This window comes from Bradyrhizobium sp. CAR08, assembly GCF_052871955.1.
In genome coordinates this window covers 386,532-410,728 of sequence record NZ_JBIXJX010000002.1, presented here as the reverse complement: position 1 = coordinate 410,728, position 24,197 = coordinate 386,532, and the positions used below count along the sequence as shown (strand labels likewise).

22 protein-coding genes are annotated in these 24,197 nt (G+C 64.3%); 15 read left to right on the top strand and 7 right to left on the bottom strand.

Features of this window, described 5'->3' with window-relative positions; translation table 11 throughout:
• Window positions 1-10: 10 nt before the first annotated feature.
• From ACIPUD_RS05675 to ACIPUD_RS05660, 4 genes are all read right to left on the bottom strand, one after another.
• Window positions 11-2,857, bottom strand: coding sequence for a beta strand repeat-containing protein (locus ACIPUD_RS05675; RefSeq protein ID WP_446480239.1), 2,847 nt, complete (start codon window positions 2,855-2,857; stop codon window positions 11-13).
• A 440-nt stretch (window positions 2,858-3,297) separates the two neighbouring features.
• Window positions 3,298-3,789 carry a hypothetical protein gene (locus ACIPUD_RS05670; protein WP_446480238.1) on the bottom strand — a complete coding sequence of 164 codons (492 nt, stop codon included), beginning with the start codon at window positions 3,787-3,789 and terminating at the stop codon, window positions 3,298-3,300.
• A 166-nt stretch (window positions 3,790-3,955) separates the two neighbouring features.
• Window positions 3,956-4,408 carry a DNA polymerase III subunit chi gene (locus ACIPUD_RS05665; protein WP_204510997.1) on the bottom strand — a complete coding sequence of 151 codons (453 nt, stop codon included), beginning with the start codon at window positions 4,406-4,408 and terminating at the stop codon, window positions 3,956-3,958.
• 6 nt (window positions 4,409-4,414) lie between these two features.
• Window positions 4,415-5,914, bottom strand: coding sequence for a leucyl aminopeptidase (locus tag ACIPUD_RS05660; protein ID WP_204510996.1), 1,500 nt, complete (start codon window positions 5,912-5,914; stop codon window positions 4,415-4,417).
• A gap of 340 nt (window positions 5,915-6,254) precedes the next feature.
• Between ACIPUD_RS05660 and lptF the strand changes: the two genes are divergently transcribed.
• The 10 genes from lptF (at window position 6,255) to ACIPUD_RS05610 (ending at window position 16,588) form a co-directional block, all read left to right on the top strand.
• Window positions 6,255-7,424 carry an LPS export ABC transporter permease LptF gene (gene lptF, locus ACIPUD_RS05655; RefSeq protein WP_018459093.1) on the top strand — a complete coding sequence of 390 codons (1,170 nt, stop codon included), beginning with the start codon at window positions 6,255-6,257 and terminating at the stop codon, window positions 7,422-7,424.
• Complete coding sequence (lptG, locus tag ACIPUD_RS05650) at window positions 7,421-8,518, top strand: LPS export ABC transporter permease LptG (protein WP_018459094.1); 1,098 nt, start codon at window positions 7,421-7,423, stop codon at window positions 8,516-8,518. The genes lptF and lptG overlap by 4 nt, the downstream gene beginning before the upstream one ends.
• A complete protein-coding gene (locus ACIPUD_RS05645) occupies window positions 8,518-11,007 on the top strand; it encodes an LPS-assembly protein LptD (protein ID WP_026233733.1) in 2,490 nt (829 codons plus the stop codon). Before lptG ends, ACIPUD_RS05645 begins: the two co-directional genes overlap by 1 nt.
• 69 nt (window positions 11,008-11,076) lie before the next feature.
• On the top strand, window positions 11,077-12,003 hold the full coding sequence (locus ACIPUD_RS05640; RefSeq protein ID WP_026233734.1) for a SurA N- domain family protein: 927 nt from the start codon (window positions 11,077-11,079) through the stop codon (window positions 12,001-12,003).
• Entirely contained in the window at window positions 12,003-13,019 is a 1,017-nt protein-coding gene (gene pdxA, locus ACIPUD_RS05635; RefSeq protein ID WP_446480237.1) for a 4-hydroxythreonine-4-phosphate dehydrogenase PdxA, read from the top strand. The genes ACIPUD_RS05640 and pdxA overlap by 1 nt, the downstream gene beginning before the upstream one ends.
• A complete protein-coding gene (rsmA, locus tag ACIPUD_RS05630; RefSeq protein WP_018459098.1) occupies window positions 13,016-13,876 on the top strand; it encodes a 16S rRNA (adenine(1518)-N(6)/adenine(1519)-N(6))-dimethyltransferase RsmA in 861 nt (286 codons plus the stop codon). The genes pdxA and rsmA overlap by 4 nt, the downstream gene beginning before the upstream one ends.
• Window positions 13,877-13,892: 16 nt before the next feature.
• Entirely contained in the window at window positions 13,893-14,951 is a 1,059-nt protein-coding gene (locus ACIPUD_RS05625; protein WP_018459099.1) for an alcohol dehydrogenase, read from the top strand.
• A 90-nt stretch (window positions 14,952-15,041) separates the two neighbouring features.
• Window positions 15,042-15,203: a Flp family type IVb pilin gene (locus ACIPUD_RS05620; protein WP_018459100.1), complete on the top strand. Its 162-nt coding sequence runs from the start codon at window positions 15,042-15,044 to the stop codon at window positions 15,201-15,203.
• 71 nt (window positions 15,204-15,274) lie between these two features.
• Entirely contained in the window at window positions 15,275-15,511 is a 237-nt protein-coding gene (locus tag ACIPUD_RS05615) for a hypothetical protein (RefSeq protein ID WP_018459101.1), read from the top strand.
• A 360-nt stretch (window positions 15,512-15,871) separates the two neighbouring features.
• Window positions 15,872-16,588 carry a Crp/Fnr family transcriptional regulator gene (locus ACIPUD_RS05610; RefSeq protein ID WP_018459102.1) on the top strand — a complete coding sequence of 239 codons (717 nt, stop codon included), beginning with the start codon at window positions 15,872-15,874 and terminating at the stop codon, window positions 16,586-16,588.
• Window positions 16,589-16,597: 9 nt separating this feature from the next.
• Here ACIPUD_RS05610 and ACIPUD_RS05605 read toward each other — a convergent pair whose 3' ends face one another.
• The gene (locus ACIPUD_RS05605; RefSeq protein ID WP_018459103.1) at window positions 16,598-17,335 is read right to left on the bottom strand and encodes a Crp/Fnr family transcriptional regulator; all 738 of its coding nucleotides are present in this window, start codon (window positions 17,333-17,335) and stop codon (window positions 16,598-16,600) included.
• Window positions 17,336-17,492: 157 nt separating this feature from the next.
• Between ACIPUD_RS05605 and ACIPUD_RS05600 the strand changes: the two genes are divergently transcribed.
• Both ACIPUD_RS05600 and ACIPUD_RS05595 read left to right on the top strand, forming a co-directional pair.
• On the top strand, window positions 17,493-17,732 hold the full coding sequence (locus ACIPUD_RS05600; protein ID WP_018459104.1) for a hypothetical protein: 240 nt from the start codon (window positions 17,493-17,495) through the stop codon (window positions 17,730-17,732).
• Between the two features lie 17 nt (window positions 17,733-17,749).
• Window positions 17,750-18,451: a Crp/Fnr family transcriptional regulator gene (locus ACIPUD_RS05595; protein WP_018459105.1), complete on the top strand. Its 702-nt coding sequence runs from the start codon at window positions 17,750-17,752 to the stop codon at window positions 18,449-18,451.
• Window positions 18,452-18,513: 62 nt separating this feature from the next.
• Here the strand turns inward: ACIPUD_RS05595 and ACIPUD_RS05590 are convergent, their stop codons facing one another.
• A complete protein-coding gene (locus ACIPUD_RS05590; RefSeq protein ID WP_085352918.1) occupies window positions 18,514-19,128 on the bottom strand; it encodes a cupin in 615 nt (204 codons plus the stop codon).
• 236 nt (window positions 19,129-19,364) lie between these two features.
• Window positions 19,365-20,333, bottom strand: coding sequence for a LysR family transcriptional regulator (locus ACIPUD_RS05585; protein WP_446480236.1), 969 nt, complete (start codon window positions 20,331-20,333; stop codon window positions 19,365-19,367).
• 113 nt (window positions 20,334-20,446) lie between these two features.
• Between ACIPUD_RS05585 and ACIPUD_RS05580 the strand changes: the two genes are divergently transcribed.
• From ACIPUD_RS05580 to ACIPUD_RS05570, 3 genes are all read left to right on the top strand, one after another.
• On the top strand, window positions 20,447-21,427 hold the full coding sequence (locus ACIPUD_RS05580; protein ID WP_446480235.1) for a Bug family tripartite tricarboxylate transporter substrate binding protein: 981 nt from the start codon (window positions 20,447-20,449) through the stop codon (window positions 21,425-21,427).
• On the top strand, window positions 21,427-22,038 hold the full coding sequence (locus tag ACIPUD_RS05575) for a protocatechuate 3,4-dioxygenase (protein WP_247338059.1): 612 nt from the start codon (window positions 21,427-21,429) through the stop codon (window positions 22,036-22,038). The genes ACIPUD_RS05580 and ACIPUD_RS05575 overlap by 1 nt, the downstream gene beginning before the upstream one ends.
• Before the next feature lie 790 nt (window positions 22,039-22,828).
• Window positions 22,829-24,175 carry a caspase family protein gene (locus ACIPUD_RS05570; RefSeq protein WP_446480234.1) on the top strand — a complete coding sequence of 449 codons (1,347 nt, stop codon included), beginning with the start codon at window positions 22,829-22,831 and terminating at the stop codon, window positions 24,173-24,175.
• The last annotated feature ends 22 nt before the right edge of the window (window positions 24,176-24,197 follow it).

Below are 24,197 nucleotides of genomic sequence, written 5' to 3'. Positions count from 1 at the left end.
GCAGTCGGCTTCAGGCGTGCTGCGGCGGTGCGAGCACCTGGTTCTGCATCGCGTGCGGATCGGGCAGCGGCATCTCGCCGTTCCCCTCACCTGCCGGGACGAAGCTGGCCGCCATGGCCTGGTTGAGCAGCATCGCGGCCGCGAACGCACCGCCCTGGATGACGACGTTGTTGCCGGTGCCGCCGTCGAGGACGTCGAGGCCCCCGCCGCCGATCAGCACGTCATCACCGGCACCACCTGCCAGCGTGTCGTTGCCGGGGCTGCCGATCAGCACGTCGTCGCCGTTGCCGCCATTGGCAACGAGCTGGATGCCGCCGTGCAGACCGGAGGCCGTGATGACGTCGTCGCCATCGAGACCGTTGATGACGATCCTGTCGCCCGCGCCGGCATCGGTAATGTTGATGTCCTGGCCAAGCCCCGACACCGTGATGATGCCGTCGTGCTCGGTCACCGTGATGACGTCGTTGCCGCCGGTTGCGTTGATGGTCACGGTATCCGCGGCGCCGTCATTGGCGCCGAGATCGAGGTCGACCTGGCTGACGCCGGTGCCGGAGAGGTCACCGACCGTAATGTTGTCGGCACCGCCGAGAGCATTGAAGTCGACATGTTCGACCCCGTTCAGGTCCACCGCAATGGCGGCAACATCTCGCGTGAACAGCACCCGGCCGCCATTGGCCGAGATGTTGATGTTCTCGCTGATATTGGCGCCGTTGAATGCCAGAGTGTCGGTGCCCTTCCCGCCTTCGACGGTATCGCTGCCGTCGCCGGGGTTCCAGACGAAGGTGTCGTCGCCCGCACCGAGATTGGCGAAATCGTTGCCGCGTCCGCCGTTCACAATGTCATTGCCGGCACTGCCTGTGATGGTGTCGTTGCCGTCGCCGCCATTGATGTTGAGGCTGAACAACTGTCCCGCCTTGATGGAAGACACATCGATGACATCATTGCCTTGGCCGCCGTTGATGCCGAGCACATCACCGGCGTCCGCATGCGCAATCGTCACCTGCGCAGCGAGGCCGTTGACCACGATCGATCCGCCGGCGGTCACGACCGATATGTTGTCGTCACCGGTCGTGCCGTTCGCGGTCACGCGGTCCGCCGCGGCATCGCCGCTCTGGCTGCCGGGGCCGGCACTGAGGTCGATGGCAACCTGCGTGATTCCTGTCCCGGTCAGATCGTTGACGGTGATGTTGTCGGCGCCGCCTGCCGCCGCGATCTGCACGTGCTCGACGCCGGCGAGGTCCATGACGATAGCACCGACGTCACGGGTGAGTAGCGCACGGCTTCCGTTCGCCGAGATCGACATGGTCTCGGCCACATTGGCGCCGTTGAACACCAGCGTATCGGTTCCCGTGCCGCCTTCGACAGTGTCGCTGCCGTCACCGGGATTCCACGTGAAGATGTCGTCGCCTGCGCCGAGAAGCGCGACGTCATTGCCGCGGCCGCCGATGACCTTGTCGTTGCCGTCGCCGCCGATCAGGGTGTCGGCTCCCTGGCTGCCGGTGATGGTGTCGTTGCCCGCACCGCCGTCGATGGTCAGCCCGATCGCCGCGCCGAGCGTGGATGCATCGATCACGTCGTTGCCGCCGAGCGCCTGCACGACCAGCCGGTCGTTGCCGGCCTCTGCATTTGCGATCGTCACGACCTCCGGCAGCCCCGTGACCGTGACCGTTGTGCCCGCGGCTGTGACCTCGATGTGCTGATTGCCGTTGCTGCCGTTGACGGTCACCGTATCAGCAGCGCCGTCGCCTTGCGTCCCTCCCGGAACGGCTCCGAGATCAACCAGCACCTGCTTGACGCCGGTCCGGGTGAGGTCGCCGACGGTGATGTTGTCGGCGCCGCCACGCGCATCGAATTCGATCTGCTCGACGCTGTTGAGATCCATCGTGATGTTGGCGACATCGCGGGTGAAGCGCACCCGGCCGCCATTGGCCGAGATGTTGATGGTCTCGTTGATGTTAGCGCCATTGAAAAGCAGCTTGTCGCTGCCCGAGCCGCCCTCGACCGTGTCGCTGCCGTCACCGGGATTCCAGATGAAAGTGTCGTCGCCACTCCCGAGCTGGGCGACGTCGTTGCCGCGTCCGCCATTGACGATGTCGTCGCCGCTGCCGCCGATGATGAGGTCGTTGCCGTCGCCGCCGATGATCCGGTCGTTGCCGGCGCCGCCATCGAGCGTCAGCGAGATCAGGCTGCCGAGCCCATTGCCCGCGGTGATGACATCGTCGCCGCCGCCGCTGTGCAAGACGAGATTTTCAGTCGTGCCGATGTCGAGCGAAAACGGCGCCGCGCCCGTCCCGTCGAGCCGCACGCGGGTGCCGTTCGCCGTGATTGTGAACGTCTCGGCGGCGTTGTTTCCGTTGACCTGAGCCGTATCGTTGCCCTCACCACCTTCGAACAGGTTGGTGCCGCCGCCGGGATTCCAGATCATGACGTCGTCGCCGGCCTCGCCGAACAGCTGGTTGTCGCCGCTGCCGCCGTCCAGGACGTCGTTACCCGCTCCGCCGAACAGCAGATCGTTGCCGCCGCCGCCCTTGATCAAATCGTTGCCGGCCTGACCAAACAGGAGGTCGGCTCCCGAGCCGCCCGTGATCCTGTCATTGCCGTCGCCGCCGAAGATGTGCACCGCCGGCATCGGTCCGTGGCATTCGTCGACGGTGATCGTGTCGTCACCGCCTTGACCGAAGATGTCGATCGCGGTGGTGTTGTCGACCGTGGGTTCGCCACCAACCGTTTTCACGTGCCCGTTATCAACCAGGATGCGGCCGGACTTGTCGCGACTTATCACGAGGCCGTTATTCGCGCTGTCGCCGAAAATGATGAGTTGCCCCGTAACCGGGGAAAACACAGAGGTAATGGACATCCAAATGATCCTTCCGACCTAGCCCCTCCCTTCGACGCGTAGCATTCGCGCACATGACATTCTTGAACCGTTGCTTGAGACGCGCGTGATTATTCTGGAGATTTCCTCCAGTTTTGCTTCGGGGCAGTTTCCGACAGCGGATGCGAAGGCTTGCTCATCACGAACCGCCTGATCACGGATCACGCGTAACGCCCCCGTGATTTTCAACGCGCGCGGAAGAACGCAGCTCGAGGCAATGAAGGCACTTTGGGCGAAGGTTGGCATCCGCGATGTCGAAACTCGCGAACAAGATCGCCGGCGAGCGCGAACGGGAGAGATCACGGTTCACGCCTCGGCCACCGCGATCAAGGAATGCAAAGCCGCTTGATGATGGGGATAGGAGTGCGCGGCTGATCGCATCGACAGCCGCAACCAGCTTCAGGCCAAAAGGTCGACCCGTGTTACGCCGACTTCTTCTTCGGCTTCGGCTTGGTCGCCTTCGGCATGACCGGCGCCTCCGGCGTGCCCTCGATCGAGGACAGGCGACCGGCCGTGAAGGTATAGATGCCAGCGCGCGGACCGGTCGTCCAGGTCACGACCGCAACGCGCCTGCCGGCGGCATCACCGGAGAGGTTGACGCTCGAGGGCGCGCCGATGCCGCGCACCACATCGCATTCGGTGTGGCCGAGCGCGACGGTGCCGCCCATGGGAGCCGGCGCGGTCGTCGACGCATTCGCATCAGCCGGCCCGGGCGGCGGCGCCATGCCGGCACAAGCCCCGTCGGCGCTGACCAGATCCTCGGCCCCAACCGGCTTGTCGGGGGTCAGCGGCGGCGACTCAATCGAGATGCTTTTGATGAACAGGCGGCTGGGCGTGTTGAACCACTGGGCATCCCTGGACAACAGATCGGTCCCGCCCGAACAGCCCGCAGCCAGCGGGGCTACGGCCGCCAACGCAATTATGAGCGAGCTGGGAAGCTTTTGATGTCGCACGATAAACTAAAATCCCCGAGTGAAGGATCGGCCCTAAGCAATTGTAGCAACATCACTTTGCGGCACGAAGGTGACAAAAGCCATCATCACCCGAAAAGTGCAAATTATCATTAATTGCGAGCGACCGCTAATTCCGCTTCTGCCACCGGCCCCGCTCGTCAGCCTGCCAATAAGTGACATCAAATCCCCGCGCCTTGCAATCCGTCCAGGCGCTGCGGGCGAACGCAAGCGCGTCCGGATCGTCGCCGTCGAACAGCAGCACCATGCGCTCATAGGCCTGCGCGTCCTGCGGCAGCGCGGCGTTGTCGACGAGGAAGCGGACATTGGCACCGTTCGGATTGTCCTCCTCGACCGCCAGCACGATCGGCTGATCGGCAGCGTCGCTCACCCGCCATGTCGCGTGCGGCAGGAAGGAATCGTCGCGATAGGTCCACAAATGGGCGTCGAGCGCATCGGCGCGCTCCGGCGAATTCGACTGCACAACGACGCGCCAGCCGCGCTCGAGCGATTTCTCGAGAAGCGGCGGCAACACGTTCTCCACCGTCATGTTTTGCAGATGGTAGAAGAGGACTTCAGTCATCTCGGGTCATTTGCGCTCGTAGTGATCTGCGACCAGACGGTCGAGCAAGCGAACGCCATAGCCGCTTCCCCAGCTCTGGTTGATGTCGGTCTTCGGCGCGCCCATGGCGGTCCCAGCGATGTCGAGATGCGCCCAGGGCGTGCCATCCACGAAGCGCTGGAGGAACTGCGCCGCGGTGATCGAGCCGCCATGGCGGCCGCCGGTGTTCTTCATGTCGGCGAACTGGGAATCGATCAGCTTGTCGTATTCAGGGCCAAGCGGCAGGCGCCAGACCTTCTCGCCGCTCTCGATGCCGGCCGCCAGCAGCCGCTCGGCAAGCTCGTCATTGTTGGAGAACATGCCGGCATGCTCGGTGCCGAGCGCGACCACGATGGCGCCGGTCAACGTCGCCAGATCCACCATGAATTTCGGCTTGGTTTTCTTGGCGACGTACCAGAGCACATCGGCAAGCACCAGGCGGCCTTCCGCGTCGGTGTTGATGATCTCGATGGTCTGGCCCGACATCGAGGTGACGATGTCGCCTGGGCGCTGCGCGTTGCCGTCCGGCATGTTCTCGACCAGGCCGATGGCGCCGACGACGTTGACCTTGGCCTTGCGGGCCGCGAGCGCATGCATCAGGCCGACGACGCAGGCAGCGCCTCCCATGTCGCCCTTCATGTCCTCCATGCTGCCGGCCGGCTTGATCGAAATGCCGCCGGTGTCGAAGCAGACGCCCTTGCCGACGAAGGCAACCGGCGCCTCACCTTTCTTGCCGCCGTCCCAACGCATGATCACGGTGCGGCTCGGCCGCGCCGAGCCCTGGCCGACGCCGAGCAGAGCGCCCATGCCGAGCTTGTCCATGGCCTTGACGTCGAGGACCTCGATCTTGACGCCGAGCTTGCGGAGCAGGCCTGCGCGGCGCGCGAACTCCTCGGGAAAAAGCACGTTCGGCGGCTCGTTGACGAGGTCGCGCGCAATGATCACGCCGTCCACGATCGCAGCCGCCGATGTAAACGCCTTCTTCGCGGCGACCACGTCGCCGACCGCAAACGAGACGTCGGCGCGCGTGCCGCCCTCCTCGCCATCCTTCTTCCTGGTCTTGTAACGGTCGAAGTTGTAGGTGCGCAGCCGCAGGCCCGAGGCGATCGCGACCGCCTGCTCGCTGGTCATGGCGCCGTTTGGAAGTTCCGCCATGATAGTCATGGCCGCCGCCCCGGCCGGAAGCTTGCTCGCCGCCACGCCGCCGAATTTGAGGAAGTCGTTCGCCTTCAGACCGGTCGCCTTGCCGGCGCCGATCACGATCAGGCGGGTGGCCTTCACGCCTTCGGGCGCAAGGATGTCGAGCGCCGCGCCGCTTTTGCCCTTGAAGGCGGCGGCGGTGGCCGCCCGCTTCACGAGTTCGGTGGCCCCGCCGAGCGCCTTGGCGGTCGCCGGGCCGAGCTTCAGGCTGTCGTCGCAGAACACGACCATGATGCCACGGGCGGCGGCAGACAATGGAACGAAGCCGACCTTAATGGCATCGGACATGAGTAACTCCTCAAAAACATTGCGCTTTTTACCGATCGGCGGTCCCGGCCACGGGCCGGAGCTGAACGGCGATTCACTGAGCGTCCCGCACTATGGGCCACCGGCCCGGCAGATGCCAAGCACCCCCCGTGGCCGAGGGGCCACAACGAGGGAAATATTAACCATATATTGAGGGTGCCACGGGGCAGCCATTTTGTTGACGGATCAAAGGGATGGTACTGAGAGAGTAAGCCGGCGGATGAGATGGTTGGCCGACCTTGGGGATCCCCTTGCGGGGATTGGTTGGACAGCCGGAATTCCGGCCGGCATTGGGGACTTGGTGGGATTCGTGCGGTAGCGCATGGGGTCAATCGATAGGTATATCTTCCGCACGACGCTCGCGTCGTTTGCGCTGGTCCTGGTCAGCCTCACGGGCGTGATCTGGATTACGCAAGCGTTGCGCGGCATCGACCTGATGACGAGCCAGGGTCAGACCATCCTGACCTTCCTCGGGATCACCAGCCTCGTCGTGCCCGCGCTGGTCCTGATCATCTCGCCGATCGCGCTGATGATCGCGATCTCGCATACGCTGAACAAGCTCGCGACCGATTCCGAGATCATCGTGATGAATGCCGCCGGCTTCTCGCCATTCCGGCTGTTCTATCCGTTCTTCTACGCCACCTGCGTGGTGGCGCTGCTGGTCGCCTTCATCGCGGCCTATCTCGCTCCCGACGGCATGCGGCGGATCAAGCAGTGGGACGCCGAGATCACCGCCGACGTGCTCACCAACATCCTGCAGCCCGGCCGCTTCGCCCAGCTCGACAAGAACCTGACGATCCGGATTCGCGAACGCCAGCCCGGCGGCATCCTCGCCGGCATCTTCATCGACGACCGCCGCGATCCGAACGAGCGGGTCTCGATCGTCGCCGAGCACGGCGAAGTCGTGAAGAACGAGACCGGATCGTTCCTGGTGCTGGAGACTGGCAATCTCCAGCGTTTCGAGGCCGGCAAGCGCGATCCCGCGCTGGTGGCGTTCGGCCGCTACGGCTTCGACATGTCCAAGTTCTCGGGCCAGGGCCGCGACGTCACCCTCGGCATCCGCGAGCGTTATCTCTGGGAGTTGCTCTCGCCGTCCGAGGACGATCCCGTCTACAAGCAGATTCCCGGCCAGTTCCGCTCGGCCCTGCATGACAGCCTGCTGGCGCCGATCTATCCCTTCGCCTTTGCCGTGCTGACCTTTGCGTTTCTGGGTGCGCCTCGCACCACGCGCCAGAGCCGCAATTTCTCGATCGGCTCCTCGATCCTTGCCGTGTTCGGCCTGCGCATGGCCGGCTTCGCCTGCTCGGTGATGGCGGTGAAATCGCCGGGCGCGGTGCTGGTCCAATATGCCATGGTCATTGGTGCCATCGGCGTCGGGCTGGCGATCATCATTGGCGGCCTTGTGGTCGAACCGCCGCCGCGCCTCATGGAGGCCATCAACAGGTCGAACGCGCGCATCGCGCGGCTGTTCGGACGGCCGGCCACCGCATGAGCATGCTCACCAACACACTCGGGCGCTATTTCGCCGGCCGTTTCGTGGTCGCGGCGCTCGGCGTGTTCGCCGGCATTTTCCTGCTGCTGGTGCTGGTCGATTACATCGAGATGGTGCGCAAGACCTCAGGGCTCGCATCCGCCTCCGCAGTCATGGTGGCCGAGACCTCGCTGTTCCGCGTGCCGCAGCTTTTGGAGAAGCTGACGCCGTTCTGCATGCTGATCGGCGCCATGACCTGCTATCTCGCCCTCTCCCGCCGGCTCGAGCTCGTCGTCGCGCGCGCCGCCGGCGTCTCCGCATGGCAATTCATCTCGCCGGCGCTCGGCAGCGCGCTCCTGATCGGCGTGATCGCCACCGTCGCCTACAATCCGATGTCGGCCAATCTGCGCGAGCTGTCCAAGCGCATGGAAGCCGAGCTGTTCGGCTCGGCGCCCGGCGGCGGCATTCAGGACGCCTCCGGCTTCTGGCTCAACCAGAAGACCAGCGACGGCGAGACGATCATCAATGCGGCGCGCAGCGAGCAGCAGGGTATCCGGCTCACCGGACTCACGCTGTTCCGGTTTGACACAGAGCAGCACTTCAAGGAACGGGTCGAGGCGCGCGAGGCGACGCTCGAGGCCGGCCGTTGGCTGTTCAAGGGCGTCCGCCGCTTCTCGCTGGATTCGCCGCCGGTCGATCAGGCCAGCCTGGAGATTCCGACCACGCTGACCGAGGCCCAGGTCCGCAACAGCTTTTCCACACCCGAGACTGTGTCCTTTTGGCAACTACCGAGCTACATCCGCTCATCCGAAAGCTCGGGCTTCGCGACAGCCGGATACCGACTCCAGTATCAGAAGCTTCTGGCACAGCCGTTTTTGCTTGCAGCCATGGTGATGCTCGCGGCCTCCGTGTCGTTGCGCTTCTTCCGGATGGGCGGCGTGCAGAAGATGGTTTTGAGTGGCGTGGGCGCAGGCTTTCTGCTCTACGTTCTGTCGAAAGTGACTGAAGATTTGAGCAAGGCTGAGTTGATGCATCCGATCGCTGCGGCGTGGTTGCCCGTGGTGGTGGGCGGCCTCACCGGCTTTTTGGCCTTGCTGTATCAGGAGGACGGATAGTGACGGCCGTCCACCGAGGGCCCGTGTCTCGTTTGACGCGGCGCACATTGGTGCGCGCGAACGGGTGTGGCTTGTCCATTCGCAGATTCCTGCTTGCTGTCGCCGCCGTGGCATCGCTCGGTGGCGTGATGGACGTTGCCGCCGTGACGCCGGCCTCCGCCCAGAGCTTCACCTACAATCCGCTGCCGCCGCGTGCGAAGCCGCCGAAGGCCGTCAACGACAACCAGATGCTGGTTCAGGCGACCGAGGTCGATTACGACTACAACAATTCGCGCGTCTCCGCGGTCGGTAACGTCCAGCTGTTCTACAACGGCACCAGCGTCGAGGCCGACAAGGTCATCTACGACCAGAAGACCAAGCGGCTCCATGCCGAAGGCAACATCCGTATGACGGATGCCGACGGCAAGATCACCTATGCCGAGATCCTGGACCTGTCCGACGACTACCGTGACGGCTTCGTCGATTCGCTGCGCGTTGATACGGCCGACCAGACCCGCATGGCGGCGAGCCGCTCCGATCGCTCCAGCGGCAACTACACGGTGTTCGAGAACGGCGTCTACACGGCCTGCGCGCCGTGCAAGGACGATCCGAAGAAGCCGCCGCTCTGGCAGGTCAAGGGTGCGCGCATCATCCACGACCAGCAGGAGAAGATGCTGTATTTCGAGACGGCGCAGCTCGAATTCTTCGGCGTGCCGATCGCCTATATGCCCTATTTCTCGACGCCCGACCCGACCGTGAAGCGCAAGACCGGCTTCCTGATGCCGGGCTTCACGTCGAATACGCCGTTCGGCTACGGCGTCGAGGTTCCGTTCTACTGGGCGATCGCGCCCGACATGGACGCCACCTTCAACCCGCGCATCACGTCCAGGCAGGGCGTGCTGTTCCAGGCCGAATTCCGCCAGCGCCTGATGGACGGCGCCTATCAGATCCGCGTCTACGGCATCGACCAGCTCGATCGGAGCGCGCTCGCGGGCCAGCCCGGCGACAAGCAGTTCCGCGGCGCCGTCGACACCAAGGGTCAGTTCGCGCTGAACGACAAATGGGTCTGGGGTTGGGACGGTGTCCTGATGTCCGACTATTATTTCTTCTCGGACTATCGGTTGTCGCAATATCGCGATCCGCTGGGCTCGTTCCTGTATCTGCCGACGGATGCACTCTCGCAGCTTTACCTGACCGGTGTCGGCAATCGCAGCTTCTTCGACGCGCGCACGATGTACTGGCTGAGTTACTCGGGCAACCAGAACCAGGTGCCGGTCGTCTACCCCGTGATCGACTACTCGAACGTGCTGAACTATCCAGTCTTCGGCGGCGAGTTCAGCTACAAGACCAATTTCGTGAACCTGTCGCGTGACACCGCGGTGTTCGATCCGATCACGACGCTCGCCAACACCAACAGCCTGTGCACGACGGTGTCGGCCGATCCGCTCGCGCGTACGCCGTCGCAGTGCCTGCTGCGCGGCTTCCCGGGTACCTACACCCGCCTGACGGCGGAAGCGCAGTGGCGCAAGTCCTTCACCGATCCGTTCGGTGAAATCTGGACGCCGTTCGCCATTCTCCGCGCCGACGCGATCAACTCCTCGGTCTCCAACCAGCCGGGCGTGTCGAACTATTTGCCCGTCGGCGATACCCAGGCGCTCCGCCTGATGCCGACCGTGGGCCTCGAATACCGCTACCCCTTCATCAACGTTCAGCCCTGGGGTTCGACCACCATCGAGCCGATCGCGCAGATCATCATCCGGCCGAACGAGACCTATGCCGGCAAGCTCCCCAACGAGGACGCGCAGAGCATGGTGTTCGACGCCTCGAACCTGTTCAGCGTCGACAAGTTCTCCGGCTACGACCGTGTCGAGGGCGGCGGCCGCGCCAATGTCGGCGTGCAGTCCACCACGCAGTTCGACAGGGGCGGAGCCATCAAGACGCTGTTCGGCCAGTCCTACCAGCTGTTCGGCATGAACTCCTTCGCGGTCCAGGACTCCATCAATACCGGCGTGGATTCCGGCCTGCAAAGGCCGCGCTCCGACTATGTGGCGAGCGCCGCCTATTCGCCCAACAGCACCTATACGTTCAGCGTTCGCTCGCGCATGGACGAGCAGACCTGGAACGTGCAGCGCTTCGAGGCGGAAGGCCGCGCCAACTTCAACCGCTGGTCAGTCAGCATGCTGTACGGCAATTACGCGGCGCAGCCGGAACTCGGCTATCTAACCCGCCGCGAGGGCATCCTGACGTCAGGCTCGATCAAGCTCGCGGCCAATTGGGTGGTCACGGGCTCGGCGCGCTGGGACCTTGAGGCCAACAAGATCAACCAGTATGTGCTCGGTGCCGGCTACGTCGACGATTGTTTTGTGCTCGGCTTGAACTATGTAACTGCGTATAGCTATTCCGCAGGCTCGACCCCGCCCGTGCTGAACCACGCGATCATGTTCCAGATCGGCCTGCGCACGCTGGCGAACACAGCGACCACCAGCAGTTCCGGCGGCGGACTCCAGTGAACGGTTTGAAGGTGCCGGCCGCGTGTTCCCGATCGCAGGTTCACCTCGGCTGACATGCGAGCGACAAATATGACGATCCCATTGCCTGTCTTCCGCCTCTTCCTCATCCTCGCCGCCCTGCTGCTGGCCGGCGCGCCGTTGCGTGCGCAGAACATCGTCTTGATGGTCAACGGCGATCCCATCACCGACTTCGACATCGAGCAGCGCTCCAAGCTCGACCAGCTGACGACGCAGAAGACACCGGCCCGCCAGGACGTCATCAACGAGCTGATCGACGACCGGGTGAAGATGAAGGAAGGCAAGAAATATGGTGTCGACCCCGGCGTCTCCGACATCAACCAGTCCTACGAGGGCATGGCGCAGCGCATGCGCATCTCGCCGGACCAGCTCACCAAGTCGCTCGAGGTCAAGGGCGTCCGCCCCGAAACCCTGAAGAGCCGCATGAAGGCCGAGATGGTCTGGACCAGCCTCGTGCGCGGCCGCTTCAAGGAGAAGCTGCTGGTCGGCGAGAAGGACGTCGCGCAGGCCGTGCAGGCCCAGACCGGCGACAAGCTGCAGATCGAGGGCACCGAATACAAGATGCAGCCGATCGTGCTGATCGTGCCACGGGGCTCGTCGCCGGCGTTCCTGGAGACACGGCATAAGGAAGCCGAGCAGTATCGCTCGCGCGTCGGAAGCTGCGAAGAAGCCAATTCGCTGTTCCGCTCCACGCCGAACGCCACCATCCGCGACGTCGTCACCAAGACCACCGCTGAATTACCCGAGGCGCTGCGTAAGGTGCTCGACGACACGCCGATCGGCCACCTGACCGCGCCCGAGACGACCAAGGCAGGCATCGAGATGGTGGTGCTGTGCTCGCGCAAGCCGACCATGATCGACACGCCGAAGAAGCGCGAGGTCCGCGAGAAGATGTATCAGGAGAAGTACGAGAAGACCCAGAAGACCTATCTCGAGGAGCTCCGCAAGGCGGCGATGATCGAGTATCGCAACCGCTGATGGCCAAGCAGCCTGCCAAGCCCCTCGCCCTGACGCTGGGAGAGCCTGCCGGCATCGGCCCCGACATCACCATCGCAGCCTGGCTCAAGCGCCGCGAACTGGACCTGCCCGCCTTCTATCTGCTCGGCGACGAGGCGCTGATCGCCCGCCGCGCCAAGGCGCTCGGCGCTGCCGTCAGGATCGCTTCGGTGACCACCGGCGAGGCCGAGGCCGCCTTCTCCGAGGCCCTGCCCGTGGTTGCGTCCGGCGAGCCCGCGAGCGCCGCGCCCGGCAAGCCCGACGCATCGAGCGCGCCGGCCGCGCTCGCCTCGATCCGCCAGGCGGTCACGGATGTCCGCGAGGGCCGCGCCGGCGCCGTTGTCACCAATCCGATTGCCAAGAGCGTGCTCTATCGTGCCGGCTTCCGCCATCCCGGCCATACCGAATTCCTCGCAGAGCTCGCCGCGGAAGACGGCCCCACGCCGCAGCCGGTGATGATGCTGTGGTCGCCGCGGCTCGCCGTAGTGCCCGTGACCATCCACGTCTCCTTGCGCGATGCACTGGCCCAGCTCACCAGCGAGCTGATCGTCTCGACCGTGCGCATCGTCGCGACCGAACTCAAATCCCGCTTCGGCATCGCGAATCCGCGCATCGCGATTTCCGGCCTCAATCCGCACGCGGGCGAGGACGGCTCGCTCGGCCACGAGGAGCAGACCGTGATCGCGCCGGCGATCAAGACGTTGCGGGGCGACGGTATCGAGGCGAAGGGACCGCTCCCCGCCGACACCATGTTCCACGAAGCCGCGCGAAACAGCTATGACTGCGCCGTCTGCATGTACCACGACCAGGCGCTGATCCCGATCAAGACTGTGGCCTTCGATGACGCGGTCAACGTCACGCTCGGACTGCCCTTCATCCGCACCTCGCCCGACCACGGCACCGCCTTCGACATCGCCGGCACCGGCAAGGCCAATCCGGCAAGCCTGATCGCTGCGTTGAGGCTTGCGAGCCGGATGGCGGCTGCGAAAACCCGATGAGCACGATCGATGACCTCCCGCCGCTTCGCGAGGTCATTCGCCAGCACGCCTTGTCGGCGCGCAAATCGCTCGGCCAGAACTTCCTCCTCGACCTCAATCTCACCGCGCGCATCGCGCGTGCGGCGGCTCCACTCGAGGATTCCACCATCATCGAGATCGGCCCCGGCCCGGGCGGGCTGACGCGCGCCCTGCTCGCGCTCGGCGCCAGACGCGTCATCGCCATCGAGCATGACGAGCGCGCGATCCCTGCCTTGCAGGATATTGCTGCGCGCTATCCCGGCCGTCTCGAGATCGTCCATGGCGACGCCATGACCTTCGACCCGCGCCCGCTGCTATCAGGCGAAAGAGCAAAAATCGTCGCCAACCTGCCCTACAACATCGCGACCCACCTCCTCGTCGGCTGGCTCACCACCGAACCCTGGCCGCCCTGGTACGAAATGATGGTCCTGATGTTCCAGCGCGAGGTCGGCGAGCGCATCGTGGCGCGCGAGGACGAAGAGGCCTTCGGCCGACTCGGCGTGCTCGCCAATTGGCGCTGCGAGACCAAGATCCTGTTCGACATCGCGCCGTCCGCCTTCGTGCCGCCGCCGAAGGTTACGTCTTCCGTTGTGCGACTGATCCCGCGCGAAACGCCTCTCGCCTGCGATCGCAAGCTGCTCGAACAGGTCGCGGCCGCCGCCTTCGGCCAGCGCCGCAAGATGCTGCGGCAAAGCCTGAAGGCGCTCGGCGCCGATCCCGCGCGGCTCGCCGCAGCTGCCGGCGTCGATGCGACGCGGCGCGCGGAGACCGTTCCGATTTCCGGCTTTGTTGCCATGGCCCGTGAATTGGCCAATATACGCAGCGAAACAGAGAGATAATTTCGGAGGAAGAAATATGGCGTTGATGCGTCGGCAGTCCCTCGTCAAGTTCGATGCGCCGCTGTGCGAGACCATCGTCGAGACGCCGAAGCCGCAAGGTCGAGAGGTGCTGGTGCGGATCGAGCGTTGCGGCCTCTGCCACTCCGATCTGCACATCCAGGACGGCTACGCCGATCTCGGCGGCGGCAAGAAGCTCGACACCACGCGCGGCATGACGCTGCCCTTCACGCTCGGCCACGAGATCGCGGGCGTGGTCGACGAAGTCGGCCCCGAGGTATTCGCCGGTCTCGTCGGCAGCAAGAAGGCGGTGTTTCCGTGGATCGGTTGCGGCCAGTGTCGCGACTGCGCCAATGGCGACGAGAATCTCTGCGCCAGACAGCGCTTTCTCGGCGTCTCCATCGACGGCGGCTTCGCCACCCACGTGCTGGTGCCCGACGCGAAATATCTGCTCGACTACGATCCCCTGCCCGTCAACCAGGCCGCGACGCTGATGTGCTCCGGCGTCACCGCCTACGGCGCGCTCAAGCGCCTGGTCGACCGGCCGCGCCAGCGCAACCTCCTGCTGATCGGCCTCGGCGGTGTCGGCATGATGGGCCTTTCCTTCGCGGCGGCCATGTTCAAGCAGCCGATCACGGTCGCCGACCTCAGCGGTGCCGCGCGCGAAACCGCGCTGAAGAACGGCGCGGCGGTGGCCTACGATCCGGCCGAGCCCGACGTGGTCAAGCGCATCCTCAAGGAAACCGATGGCGGCTTCGACGAGATCGTCGACTTCGCGGGCAACGAGAAGTCCATGGCTTTCGCGGTCGCCGTCGCCGCGCGCGGCGGCAAGATCGTGGTCTCCGGCCTGATGGGGGGCCAGTTCACGTTGCCGATGGTGCAATGGGTCTACAAGCGCATGACCATCGAGGGCTTCATGGTCGGCACACTCACCGAGGCTCACGAGCTGATGGCGCTCGCCCGCGCCGGCAAGATCAAGCCGACGCCGATGCGCGAGGAGCCGATGGCCGACGTCCAAACATGGATCGACGAGCTTCGCGCCGGCAAGGTCGTCGGCCGCATCGTGCTCAAGAACTAGAAACTGACGCAGACCCGTGTTCCAAATTGGGGAACCCGCTCTCTGCAGAATACGGTCCTCGCCAGCTCTCTTTTTGGATTTCTGGCAACCATGCAGACGATCCGCCGCTTCCTCGCCGACGAGTCCGGCGCCACAGCGATCGAGTACGGCCTGATCGCCGCCGGCATTGCGCTTGCGATCATCGCCGTCGTCAACAATCTCGGCGCTACGCTGAACAAGAAGTTCACCTCGATCGGCAGCTCGCTGAAGTAGCGGGCACGCGCGCCAATTCAAAGCATTCGTCTGTCCCGCGGAACGGCAACGGCCGCGCCGCGTTGGCAGCCATGTCCATTCGCTGCACCGTCGAGAACGCATTCTTCATCGCCTGGAGTTTCCTGGAGCAGAGCGGAGAGCTCGGCTCCCCGGACGAGACGGCGAACGTCCTGCTCGACGCCATTGAGGCCCAGCTCAGGACCGGCGAGCGCCGGCAACTGATGCTCGCCAACAGGGCGATCGATGCCTATCGCGCCCACGCGGAAAAAGGCCGGCCCGCGCACGATTGCGAAGCACGCTTCGGGTGACGAACTTCGGGTGATGAACATCCCGGCCGCCCTCGGGCCCGCCGGCCCGGCGGCGTTGAGGTATAGGCCGGCGGTCCGTCGGGCAGAGCGCACGGGCTGCGGCGCTCCGCGACGAGCGCGCTACGCTGGAGCCGCGCCCCTGCTGTGTGCACTCCTGCACAGAGCTCGCAATGTTGAAGGCCGCTGGGTTCGGCTGCGCCATGCCTCGTCCCATGCCTCGCCAAAACTTTCTGGAATTCCGCAAGCCGGAGGCCATTTTTCAACGGCTGAAAAACGCCTTGTGTGCACTTTGGAACCGTCGGCTCCGTCACGGAAACGTAGGGTTCTGGCCGGTGCCGATTCCCGGCCAGAGCAAGACATGTGACCGGTCGGCCCCAGAACGATCTTCTCCAGCAGCTCAGCCGCCCGGATTTCGAACTGCTCGCGCCGCACCTCCAGCCGGTCGAACTCGAGGCGGGCCACATCCTTTATCATGCCGGCGACGAGGTGGCGGCGGTCCATTTTCCCTGCCGCTCCACGCTCGTGTCGTTCGCCGTGCCGGTCGAGGACGATCGCGAGGTCGAAAGCCTGCTGGTCGGGCGCGAGGGCGCGGTGGGCATTGCCGCCGGCCGCAGCGCCTCGCTGGCCTATTCGCGCATCGTCGTGAAGCTGGGCGGCACCCTGCTGCGGCTGCCGCCGCGCGTGCTCGAGCAGGCCCAGCAGAGGTCGGCCACGCTTCTGCAAATCTTCTCTCGCTACGCCGACTGCCAGTTCGCGCAGCTGCTCCAGACCGCGGCCTGCAATGCCGCGCATTCGATCGAGCAGCGCGCCGCCAAGTGGATCATCTCCGCGCAGGAGCACGTCGGCGGCCCCGAGATCCCCCTCACCCATGAGCAGCTGGCCGGCATGCTCGGCGTGTCCCGCAGCTATGCCAGCCGCGTCATCCAGATGTTCAAGGCCAGGCGGATCCTCGCGACACGCCGCGGCGCCATCCTGATCCTAGATGCGCCGGCGCTCGAAGCCAGAGCCTGCTCCTGCAACGACTGGGTGAAGAAGCACTTTGACGAGGTGATGGGACGCACGGCCGCGGACGGTTAGCTTTAGGTCTCACGCATGCGGCGGCGATTGGCGCTTCAAGTGCAGATAGGTCGGACTGAAGCCTCCGAGCCGCTGCAATTCGCGCCATTTCATGACGATGAGCTCGCCGTCGTGCATGTCCATGGTCCCGCTCCGCCTGAGGTCGGCGAGCGTCCGGTTCACCGTCGCGATCGCCATACCCAAGGTCTCGCCGAGCTGCGCCAGGCTGAGCGGCAGGCGGCAGCGATTGCCGCGGACGAGCTGCGCTGCGCGGGCGCGGTAGAACAGCTCGCAGAACAGGTGTGCCATGCGCGCGTGCATCGGCCGGGCGCTGTTGTTGGTGATGGCCTCGCGAAAGATCGCGGCATCGAGCAGGGTCTCGCGCCAAACCGACAGTGCGAAGGTCGGTCGTCGCCGGAAGGCAATGAACAATTCGCGATGCGGGATGAAGGCCACCGAGGCAGGTCCGAGGGCGCAGAGGCCATGGTCCATCTGGTCTATGAACAAGCCCTGGGAGTCCGGCAGGTCGCCGGACAGATGGAACGCGAGGTATTGCCGCCGGCCGCTGTCGAGCAAATGGTAGCGCGCGATCATGCCGGAAACGACCAGCGCCGAATGCTCGGGTTCGTCACCTTGACGGATGAAATCCTCGTTCGGCGCGAACTCGCGCTGCACAAAGGTCAGCCCGCGAATTTCGGCGACATCCTCCTGGGCTAGCGCGGTGTGCTCGCCCAAGTTCCGGATCAGCACGTCATGGGCTTTTTCCATGTGTCCCGCCAAAATCCTGCCGGTTCGATCAAATGATACATCTGGCCCGTATCCAGCGGACTAGAACGCTGGTCGGAAGCACAGGTTGCTACCGGTCTGCGACATTACTTGGTCGCAGCCCACCGTCCCTCGATCGCGGACTGCGCCCGCCATTCGCATGAGCTCTACGACGATCCTGAAGCGCATTCGCCACCTGTTCGCATCGGAGTCGGGCGAGCACCTGGACAGTATCAGCGCTGCCTTCCAGCGAGGCACGCTGAAGGAGCCGGCGCGGCCGATGTCGGATCAGGAGCTTGCGCGCGCCATCCGCGAGTTCCAGGCGGTTCCCGTGTCCGATTGGACCATCGCGAAACTCTCACGATGCCTGCTCGAGCCGGCGATGCCGGGTGACGACTGAAACACCTCCTCCTCTCTATGCCGCACCCCAAGTTCATCGCACATCTCCAGGCGATTGAAGGCCTCTCCGACGACGAACGCCGCCAGATCGCGGCTCTGCCGTCCACGCTGCGCCAGGTCTCCGACGGCGAGACCCTGCTGCGCCAGGGTGAAGATACCTCTCGCTGCGTTTTCGTCGTCAGCGGCTTCCTCTATCAGGCGCGCATCGTCGGCGATCGCAGCCAGATCCTCGCCTTCCACGTTCCCGGCGACATGCCGTGCCTCCACACGCTGCTGGTCTCGCCGATGGATGCGGACCTCGTCGGTCTTGGCCCTTCCCTCGTCGGCTACGTCGCACACAGCCAACTCAAGCAGCTGCTCGACGGCTCCATTCACCTGACCCGCGCGTTCTGGCGCGAGACGCTGATCGATGCGGCGATCTCGCGACAATGGATCGCGCGCCTCGGCGCACAGGCGGCACTGCCGAAGGTGGCCCATCTGATCTGCGAGCTCGCCGCAAGACTGGAGGTCGTGGGCCTCGTCAAGAACGGCCGCTTCCAGATGCCGATGACGCAGCGGCACGTCGCCGATGCCTGCGGACTGTCGATCGTCCACGTCAATCGCACCATCCAGGAGCTGAGAGGGCGCCGATTGATTGCCTGGGAGGGAAGCGAGATCGAGCTGTTGCAACCCGACGAGCTCCGCGCGCTCGCGGATTTCACGCCGGATTATCTGACCTGACAAAGACGGGCGGCGTTCCAACAACGACATTCGAACCGGCACAGCAAAAGCGATCCCCCGCCTCACGATCGCGATGGCTTTATCCGCCATGATTTGAGCAACGGGCCGCCGGCACCCAGCACGGGATCGGTCTTCGGCTTGCGGACCTTGGCGACGCGTTTGCTGGCCTCAGGACGCTCTCGCGTGTCGGTGCACTCGTCATACGTCCCCTCCTGCGGATACGCTCCGACGACCAGGAAGTCCCGGCTGGACTCGATCAGTCGGTGTCCGGTGCCTGCGGGAAGGACCAGAACATCTCCGGCCTTCACGCTCAGGATTCGCCCCTTGATCCCGCCGCACTCGATCCTGGCCGTGCCGCGTGCCACGCCCATCACTTCGTGGATCTGCGAATGATAGTGGACAAAGTCATAAACCGTATCGCGCCAAGAGCGGCCCCAGCCGTGACGATCGAACAGCGTGTCGATGATGACCTCTGGAGCAAAACGCCGGGTCTTCAGGTTCACCGCACCGCGATAGAGCAAGACGGGAAAATGCGGGTTATTCGGCACGATGCCATCGTCGTCGAAACGGATGGCTGTCGGCTTCCGAGCCCGCACGAGCGCCCGCAGCGTTGCCGCGTCGGGGTGATCCTCAACGAACTTCTTGGCGAGATTTTTGATCTGGTCCTTGATCGGCATGGCGTCTCCTCAGCCGCAATTAAACGACGGCCGGAAGGATAAGTTTCCCGAGGTGATCCGGTTGGACCGCGCCATCTCCTCGGCGTCATTTCCGGCGAAGACAAGCATTCCAGAAATCGTTCCCCGGCAGCACTCCGGAATGTTCGCTGCGCTCGCAGCCACCGCCTTGCCCCGGTAGCCGACATTGGCCGCGCAGGAGCGGAACGACGCGATGTGAAGCAGAAGAACAATCAGTTTCAGTTTCGCCGATTGGGCGAGGCGTTTCGCTTACCTGCGAGCGGCTTTGCGACCTCCCGGGCGCACTCGACGAGCAGCCGCTGAGCAGGGTTCGGCGTTCTGCCCTTCATCGCAATGATCCCGATCGGCCACATCTGAATAGGCATTTCCACCGGTAAAACCTTCATCGACAGCCGCTTCGCGCTGAAGTGCAACATCGATGCCGGAAGGAAACTCAGGAATCGTTCCGACGAGAGCAACGCCGACTGCATAAGGATCGAATACACGGTTACGCTGGCACGTGGCACCTCCAGCCCGGAGGCGTGAAATGCGTTGGCAATCCAGCCGCCCGGAAAGCTTTCGCGCGGCGGCAGGCACCAACGCTCGTTGACCAGCTCGTCGAGGCGGATCTTGCGCCGCCGCACCCACGGACTGTGCAAGCCTGCGACAACGACACCGCTTTCGTGCAACAGCACTTCGACATCGGTATCGGCAGCCGGTGTCGGGCTCGGCAGGCGCCCTATCATGAGGTCGATGTCGTGATTGCGCAGATGACGATCCTGAAGCTCCGGCGGTTCGCCCTCGATGATGTGAAGCGCGAGCCTCGGATATTGCCGGGATAGCCGGTCAATGATGGCGGGCAGTAGTCCGGCCATCACGGGCTCGGTGCTGCCAATGCGCAATTCACCCACCGCGGGATCAGCGAGCGATTGCAGCTCGTCGACGCCGCTCCGCAAATCGTTGCACAAAGCAATGCTGCGCTTGAGCAAGGCCTTGCCATAAAGCGTGGGCTCAACGCCGAGCCGGCTGCGCTCCAGAAGCGGAAGGCCGATCGTTTGCTCCAGGCTTGCCATCATCTTGGATATGACAGGCTGAGAAATGGCTAGGTGCTCGGCCGCCTTCGCCATGCTCCCGTATTCCACGACGGCGATAAACACGTTCAGTTGCCGCAGCTTGATCCGACGGCTGATTTGGGATGCATCGAGCATGCGACCCTTTCCGAAATGGAATAGAACTATCGAGAAATAGAACTTTTCTTATATAGATCCGCGGGACAAGCTGCAATTCGCGTTACCCTCCACCGCCAAGGTTTGGAGCAGCCATGTCGAACATTCATGTACCCCGTCGCACCTTCCTGTTCGGAAGCCTCGCGGGATTGTTGCTGCCCGGCCAGGTCGCCGCGCAACCTTATCCGTCCAATCTCATACGTGTTGTAGTCCCTGCCGGCGCGGGGACACCGCCCGACATCATCAGCCGCATGATCGCCGACGAGCTCGCCGCCAATGAAGGCTGGCGACTTGTGGTGGAAGATCGCCCCGGTGCGCTGCAGACCATTGCCATGAACGACGTGAGCGGTCGTCCGGCGGACGGCTATACACTGCTGACCATGAGCCTTCCGATGACGGTCACCCCGGCCCTGCTTCCGAAGGCGGAGACACGGGCGGATGTGGATTTCGATCCGGTGATCAAGATATCGAAATCCTACACCGTGCTCGTTACAACGCCTTCCTTGCCGATCGACTCGTTAGCCGGTCTGGTGGCGTTGCTCAAGAGCAAGCCAGGGAAGCTCAATTTCTCTTCCGCGGGCTTCGGGACCCCCTCGCATCTGATCGGCGAAATGTTTTCATTGCAGGCGGGCGTGCGCGCCACCCACGTGCCCTACCAGCAGTTTTCCCAAGCAATCACCGATCTGATCAGCGGCAACGTCCAATACATGTTTGTCACCACGCTTCCGGTTATTGACCTCATTGCGACCGGCAAGTTGCGAGCGCTTGCCGTCACCGCCCCCACCAGGATTGCTGCCCTGGGAGACATTCCCACTGTGATCGAGGCAGGCTTTCCCGATCTGGTGACAGCCGATTGGATCGGCTTTGCAGCGAAGCGTGGAACGGCTGCGGAAGTAACGTCGCAGCTCAACAAGGCAATTAACAAGGTACTTCTCGAGCCGAAGATCCGCGCTTCGCTCGACAAGATAGGAGCCGTAGCCGTGGGTGGCACCGCCGCAGAATTTGGTGAGGGAATCCGGAGTGACATCGCCCACTGGGGCAAGGTCGTCAAGGATGCGGATATCAAGCTGCCTTGATGAGCCAGACCCCATCCAAAGCCCAGACGAGTGGCCGCGATGCAGCAGCATTGGCGATCACGCCGCCCCAGATCGTCGGCCCGTTCTACCCGGTCTCGGAGCACCCCGATCTGGCAACCGATCTGGCGCGTCCAAGCGGCAGCACCGCTGAGGCGCTGGGCCAGCTCATCCATCTCAGCGGACGCGTGCTCACGCGTTCGGGAGCGCCGGTGCCGCATGCACGCATTGACATCTGGCAAGCCAACGCGGCGGGGAAATATCGTCATCCGAGTGATATCAATCCGGCGCCGCTCGATCCCAATTTCAAAGGCTTCGCGCGTCTCACAACGGATGCGGCCGGGCACTACAGCTTTCGTACCGTCAAACCGGGCCGCTATCCGACAGCAGAGGGCGACGTCAGGCCGCCGCACATTCATCTCACCGTTGAGGGGCGGTTCGATTGCCTGGTGACCCAGTTGTATTTCGCTGGCGAAGAAGAAAACGTGACCGACCGCTGGCTCAATGCGGCCCCGCATCCGGAAAGGTTAATCGTTACTCTGCAAAATTCGCCATCACGCCTTGAGAGGCATGCGTTGGTCGCGCATTTCGACATTGTTCTTGCCAGCGGATGACAAGCGTTTCAGGTGGCTCCAAGCCCGATTTGGGTCGTTCGCCACCGGCGCTGACGCGTCGGGCAAAACACCCCCGTCAAGGCCTCCGCGCAAAAATATTTCGCTTTTCCGAATTTCGGATTTGTGGCATACGCCCGTCATCCTGGCCCTGCCAAAGGGGCGTTCGCGACCGTCACGACATGCGGGCCGGGTGGCGGTGGACGCGGCAGCGACGGCGCGGGCGGCGTGACGACAGGGCGGGCAACCGTGAGTCCTCGCGCGACGCGTACGACACGGCGCTGGAGAGCGGGCTTGTCGGTCATCGGGGGTGAGCACACGCAAGCCCTCGATGATTTCGGCCGGACCGTCCGCGGACGGAGAAGTCGTGTGGTCCTGACGCCCGGGGTCTGTGCGTCAAGCCTCGCGGTGATGTGGCGGCCCGACCGGGCGCGCGCATCAGCGATCGGCCAGGCGACGGGGGCAATAGTGCATCGCTCCCCGGGGAGAGCACGAAGGACACCGTTAAAACCATCCGCGCAGGGAAGGCCGGGCGATCGGCCACCCTATCGGTCCACCCCGTGTGCATTCCTGTAGCGCACGGACCAACGGGTGCCGCCAGCGCCCGGCCTTCCCTGCGCCCTTTGGCCTCCAGTGGGCGATGAACGGCAGCAAGGTTCGGGCAGAATCTGCCGCGGGAACGCGCAAGCGTGCGCCCTCCCCGGCGCGACCGGCCAACGCTGTACACACTGTCGCACCGCTTTTCGCCCGCGCCTCGAGCTGGTAGAATGGCGATATTGTTTGGGGAATTTTGATGCGCGCGAGGATTTTCAATCGCGTCCCGGGGCTGGCGATGCTGGTCGCAGCCCTGCTCGTCGTCGCAACGCACCCGGCATCGGCCGAGAAGCGCATCGCGCTCGTGGTCGGCAACTCCGCCTACAAGAACATCACGCCGCTCGACAATCCATCCAAGGACGCGAGCCTGATGGCGGACACGCTTGGCCTGCTCGGCTTTACGCTGGTCGGAGGCCGCGCCCAACTCGATCTTGACAAGGGCGCGATGGATCTGGCGGTGCAGAGCTTTGGCCGGCAGGTGCAGGGCGCCGACGTCGCGCTGTTCTATTATGCCGGCCACGGCGTGCAGGTCTCGGGCGCCAACTATCTCGTGCCGGTCGGCGCCAATCCGACCCGCGAGGCCGACGTCGACTTCCAGATGACCGATGTCAACCTCGTGCTGCGCCAGATGCAGGGATCGGGCACGCGCCTCAACCTCGTGATCCTGGACGCCTGCCGCAACAACCCCTTCGGCTCACGCGGCCTGCGCGCCTCCGATGGCGGCCTCGCGCAGATGCGCGCGCCCGAGGGCACGCTGATCTCCTACGCAACCCAACCCGGCAACGTCGCCCAGGACGGCAGCGACGGCCACAGCCCCTACACCAAGGCCTTGGCCGCGACGGTCCGGACCGCGGGCCTCGACGTGTTCCAGACCTTCAACCAGGTCGGCCTCGCGGTGAAGCGCGCCACGTCCGGCGCGCAGCAGCCCTGGGTGTCGTCCTCGCCGATCGACGGCACCTTCTATTTCGTCGCCCCCACGCAAACCGCGCCGCCGCAGGTCGCAGCGATGCAGCCCGATCGGCTGCCGGCGGATCGGCTGCGCGCCGATCCAGACCGCGTCCCGTTGCGCGATGCCGCCCTGCTGAGCGAACTCAGCGAGCGGCTCTACGAGCTCAATTTCGATCCTGACAGCCCTGACGGACTGACGCGCGCGATCACGAAGCTCCAGCAACGGATTTCCATGGCGCCGACGGGCGAAGCCACCGAGGGCCTGCTGCTGCGGATGCGCAAGATGGAGGACCTGAAGCCATGGGGCTCGATCGTCTACGGCCCCGACGGCAGCAAATGGGGAATCTCCTGGAACCACGCCTCGCGGCGCGCGGCGGTGGCGGATGCGCGCGGCAATTGCGCCGGCGCCAAATGTCCGATCGAGCTGTCTTTCTATGGCAACCGCTGCGGCGCGTTCGCGATCTCCGACAAATCCTGGTCGCTGGTCCAGCGCGACAGCGTGCAGCGCGCGAAAGATGCCGCGCTTGACGAATGCGGCAAGGCTGGCAAAGCTTGCCGCATTATCGGTTCCGTCTGTGCCGACGGCTCCGGCCGCTGATACGATTTTTCATTCTGGATTT

Coding starts and splice junctions, on each gene's coding strand:
- ACIPUD_RS05580 (WP_446480235.1), top strand. CDS start 20,447: ATGTCGAACATTCATGTACCCCGTCGCACCTTCCTGTTCGGAAGCCTC.
- pdxA (WP_446480237.1), top strand. CDS start 12,003: ATGGCCAAGCAGCCTGCCAAGCCCCTCGCCCTGACGCTGGGAGAGCCT.
- ACIPUD_RS05585 (WP_446480236.1), bottom strand. CDS start 20,333: ATGCTCGATGCATCCCAAATCAGCCGTCGGATCAAGCTGCGGCAACTG.
- ACIPUD_RS05660 (WP_204510996.1), bottom strand. CDS start 5,914: ATGTCCGATGCCATTAAGGTCGGCTTCGTTCCATTGTCTGCCGCCGCC.
- ACIPUD_RS05620 (WP_018459100.1), top strand. CDS start 15,042: ATGCAGACGATCCGCCGCTTCCTCGCCGACGAGTCCGGCGCCACAGCG.
- ACIPUD_RS05590 (WP_085352918.1), bottom strand. CDS start 19,128: ATGCCGATCAAGGACCAGATCAAAAATCTCGCCAAGAAGTTCGTTGAG.
- ACIPUD_RS05615 (WP_018459101.1), top strand. CDS start 15,275: ATGTCCATTCGCTGCACCGTCGAGAACGCATTCTTCATCGCCTGGAGT.
- ACIPUD_RS05595 (WP_018459105.1), top strand. CDS start 17,750: ATGCCGCACCCCAAGTTCATCGCACATCTCCAGGCGATTGAAGGCCTC.
- lptG (WP_018459094.1), top strand. CDS start 7,421: ATGAGCATGCTCACCAACACACTCGGGCGCTATTTCGCCGGCCGTTTC.
- ACIPUD_RS05600 (WP_018459104.1), top strand. CDS start 17,493: ATGAGCTCTACGACGATCCTGAAGCGCATTCGCCACCTGTTCGCATCG.
- rsmA (WP_018459098.1), top strand. CDS start 13,016: ATGAGCACGATCGATGACCTCCCGCCGCTTCGCGAGGTCATTCGCCAG.
- ACIPUD_RS05675 (WP_446480239.1), bottom strand. CDS start 2,857: ATGTCCATTACCTCTGTGTTTTCCCCGGTTACGGGGCAACTCATCATT.
- lptF (WP_018459093.1), top strand. CDS start 6,255: ATGGGGTCAATCGATAGGTATATCTTCCGCACGACGCTCGCGTCGTTT.
- ACIPUD_RS05640 (WP_026233734.1), top strand. CDS start 11,077: ATGACGATCCCATTGCCTGTCTTCCGCCTCTTCCTCATCCTCGCCGCC.
- ACIPUD_RS05665 (WP_204510997.1), bottom strand. CDS start 4,408: ATGACTGAAGTCCTCTTCTACCATCTGCAAAACATGACGGTGGAGAAC.
- ACIPUD_RS05625 (WP_018459099.1), top strand. CDS start 13,893: ATGGCGTTGATGCGTCGGCAGTCCCTCGTCAAGTTCGATGCGCCGCTG.
- ACIPUD_RS05575 (WP_247338059.1), top strand. CDS start 21,427: ATGAGCCAGACCCCATCCAAAGCCCAGACGAGTGGCCGCGATGCAGCA.
- ACIPUD_RS05570 (WP_446480234.1), top strand. CDS start 22,829: ATGCGCGCGAGGATTTTCAATCGCGTCCCGGGGCTGGCGATGCTGGTC.
- ACIPUD_RS05605 (WP_018459103.1), bottom strand. CDS start 17,335: ATGGAAAAAGCCCATGACGTGCTGATCCGGAACTTGGGCGAGCACACC.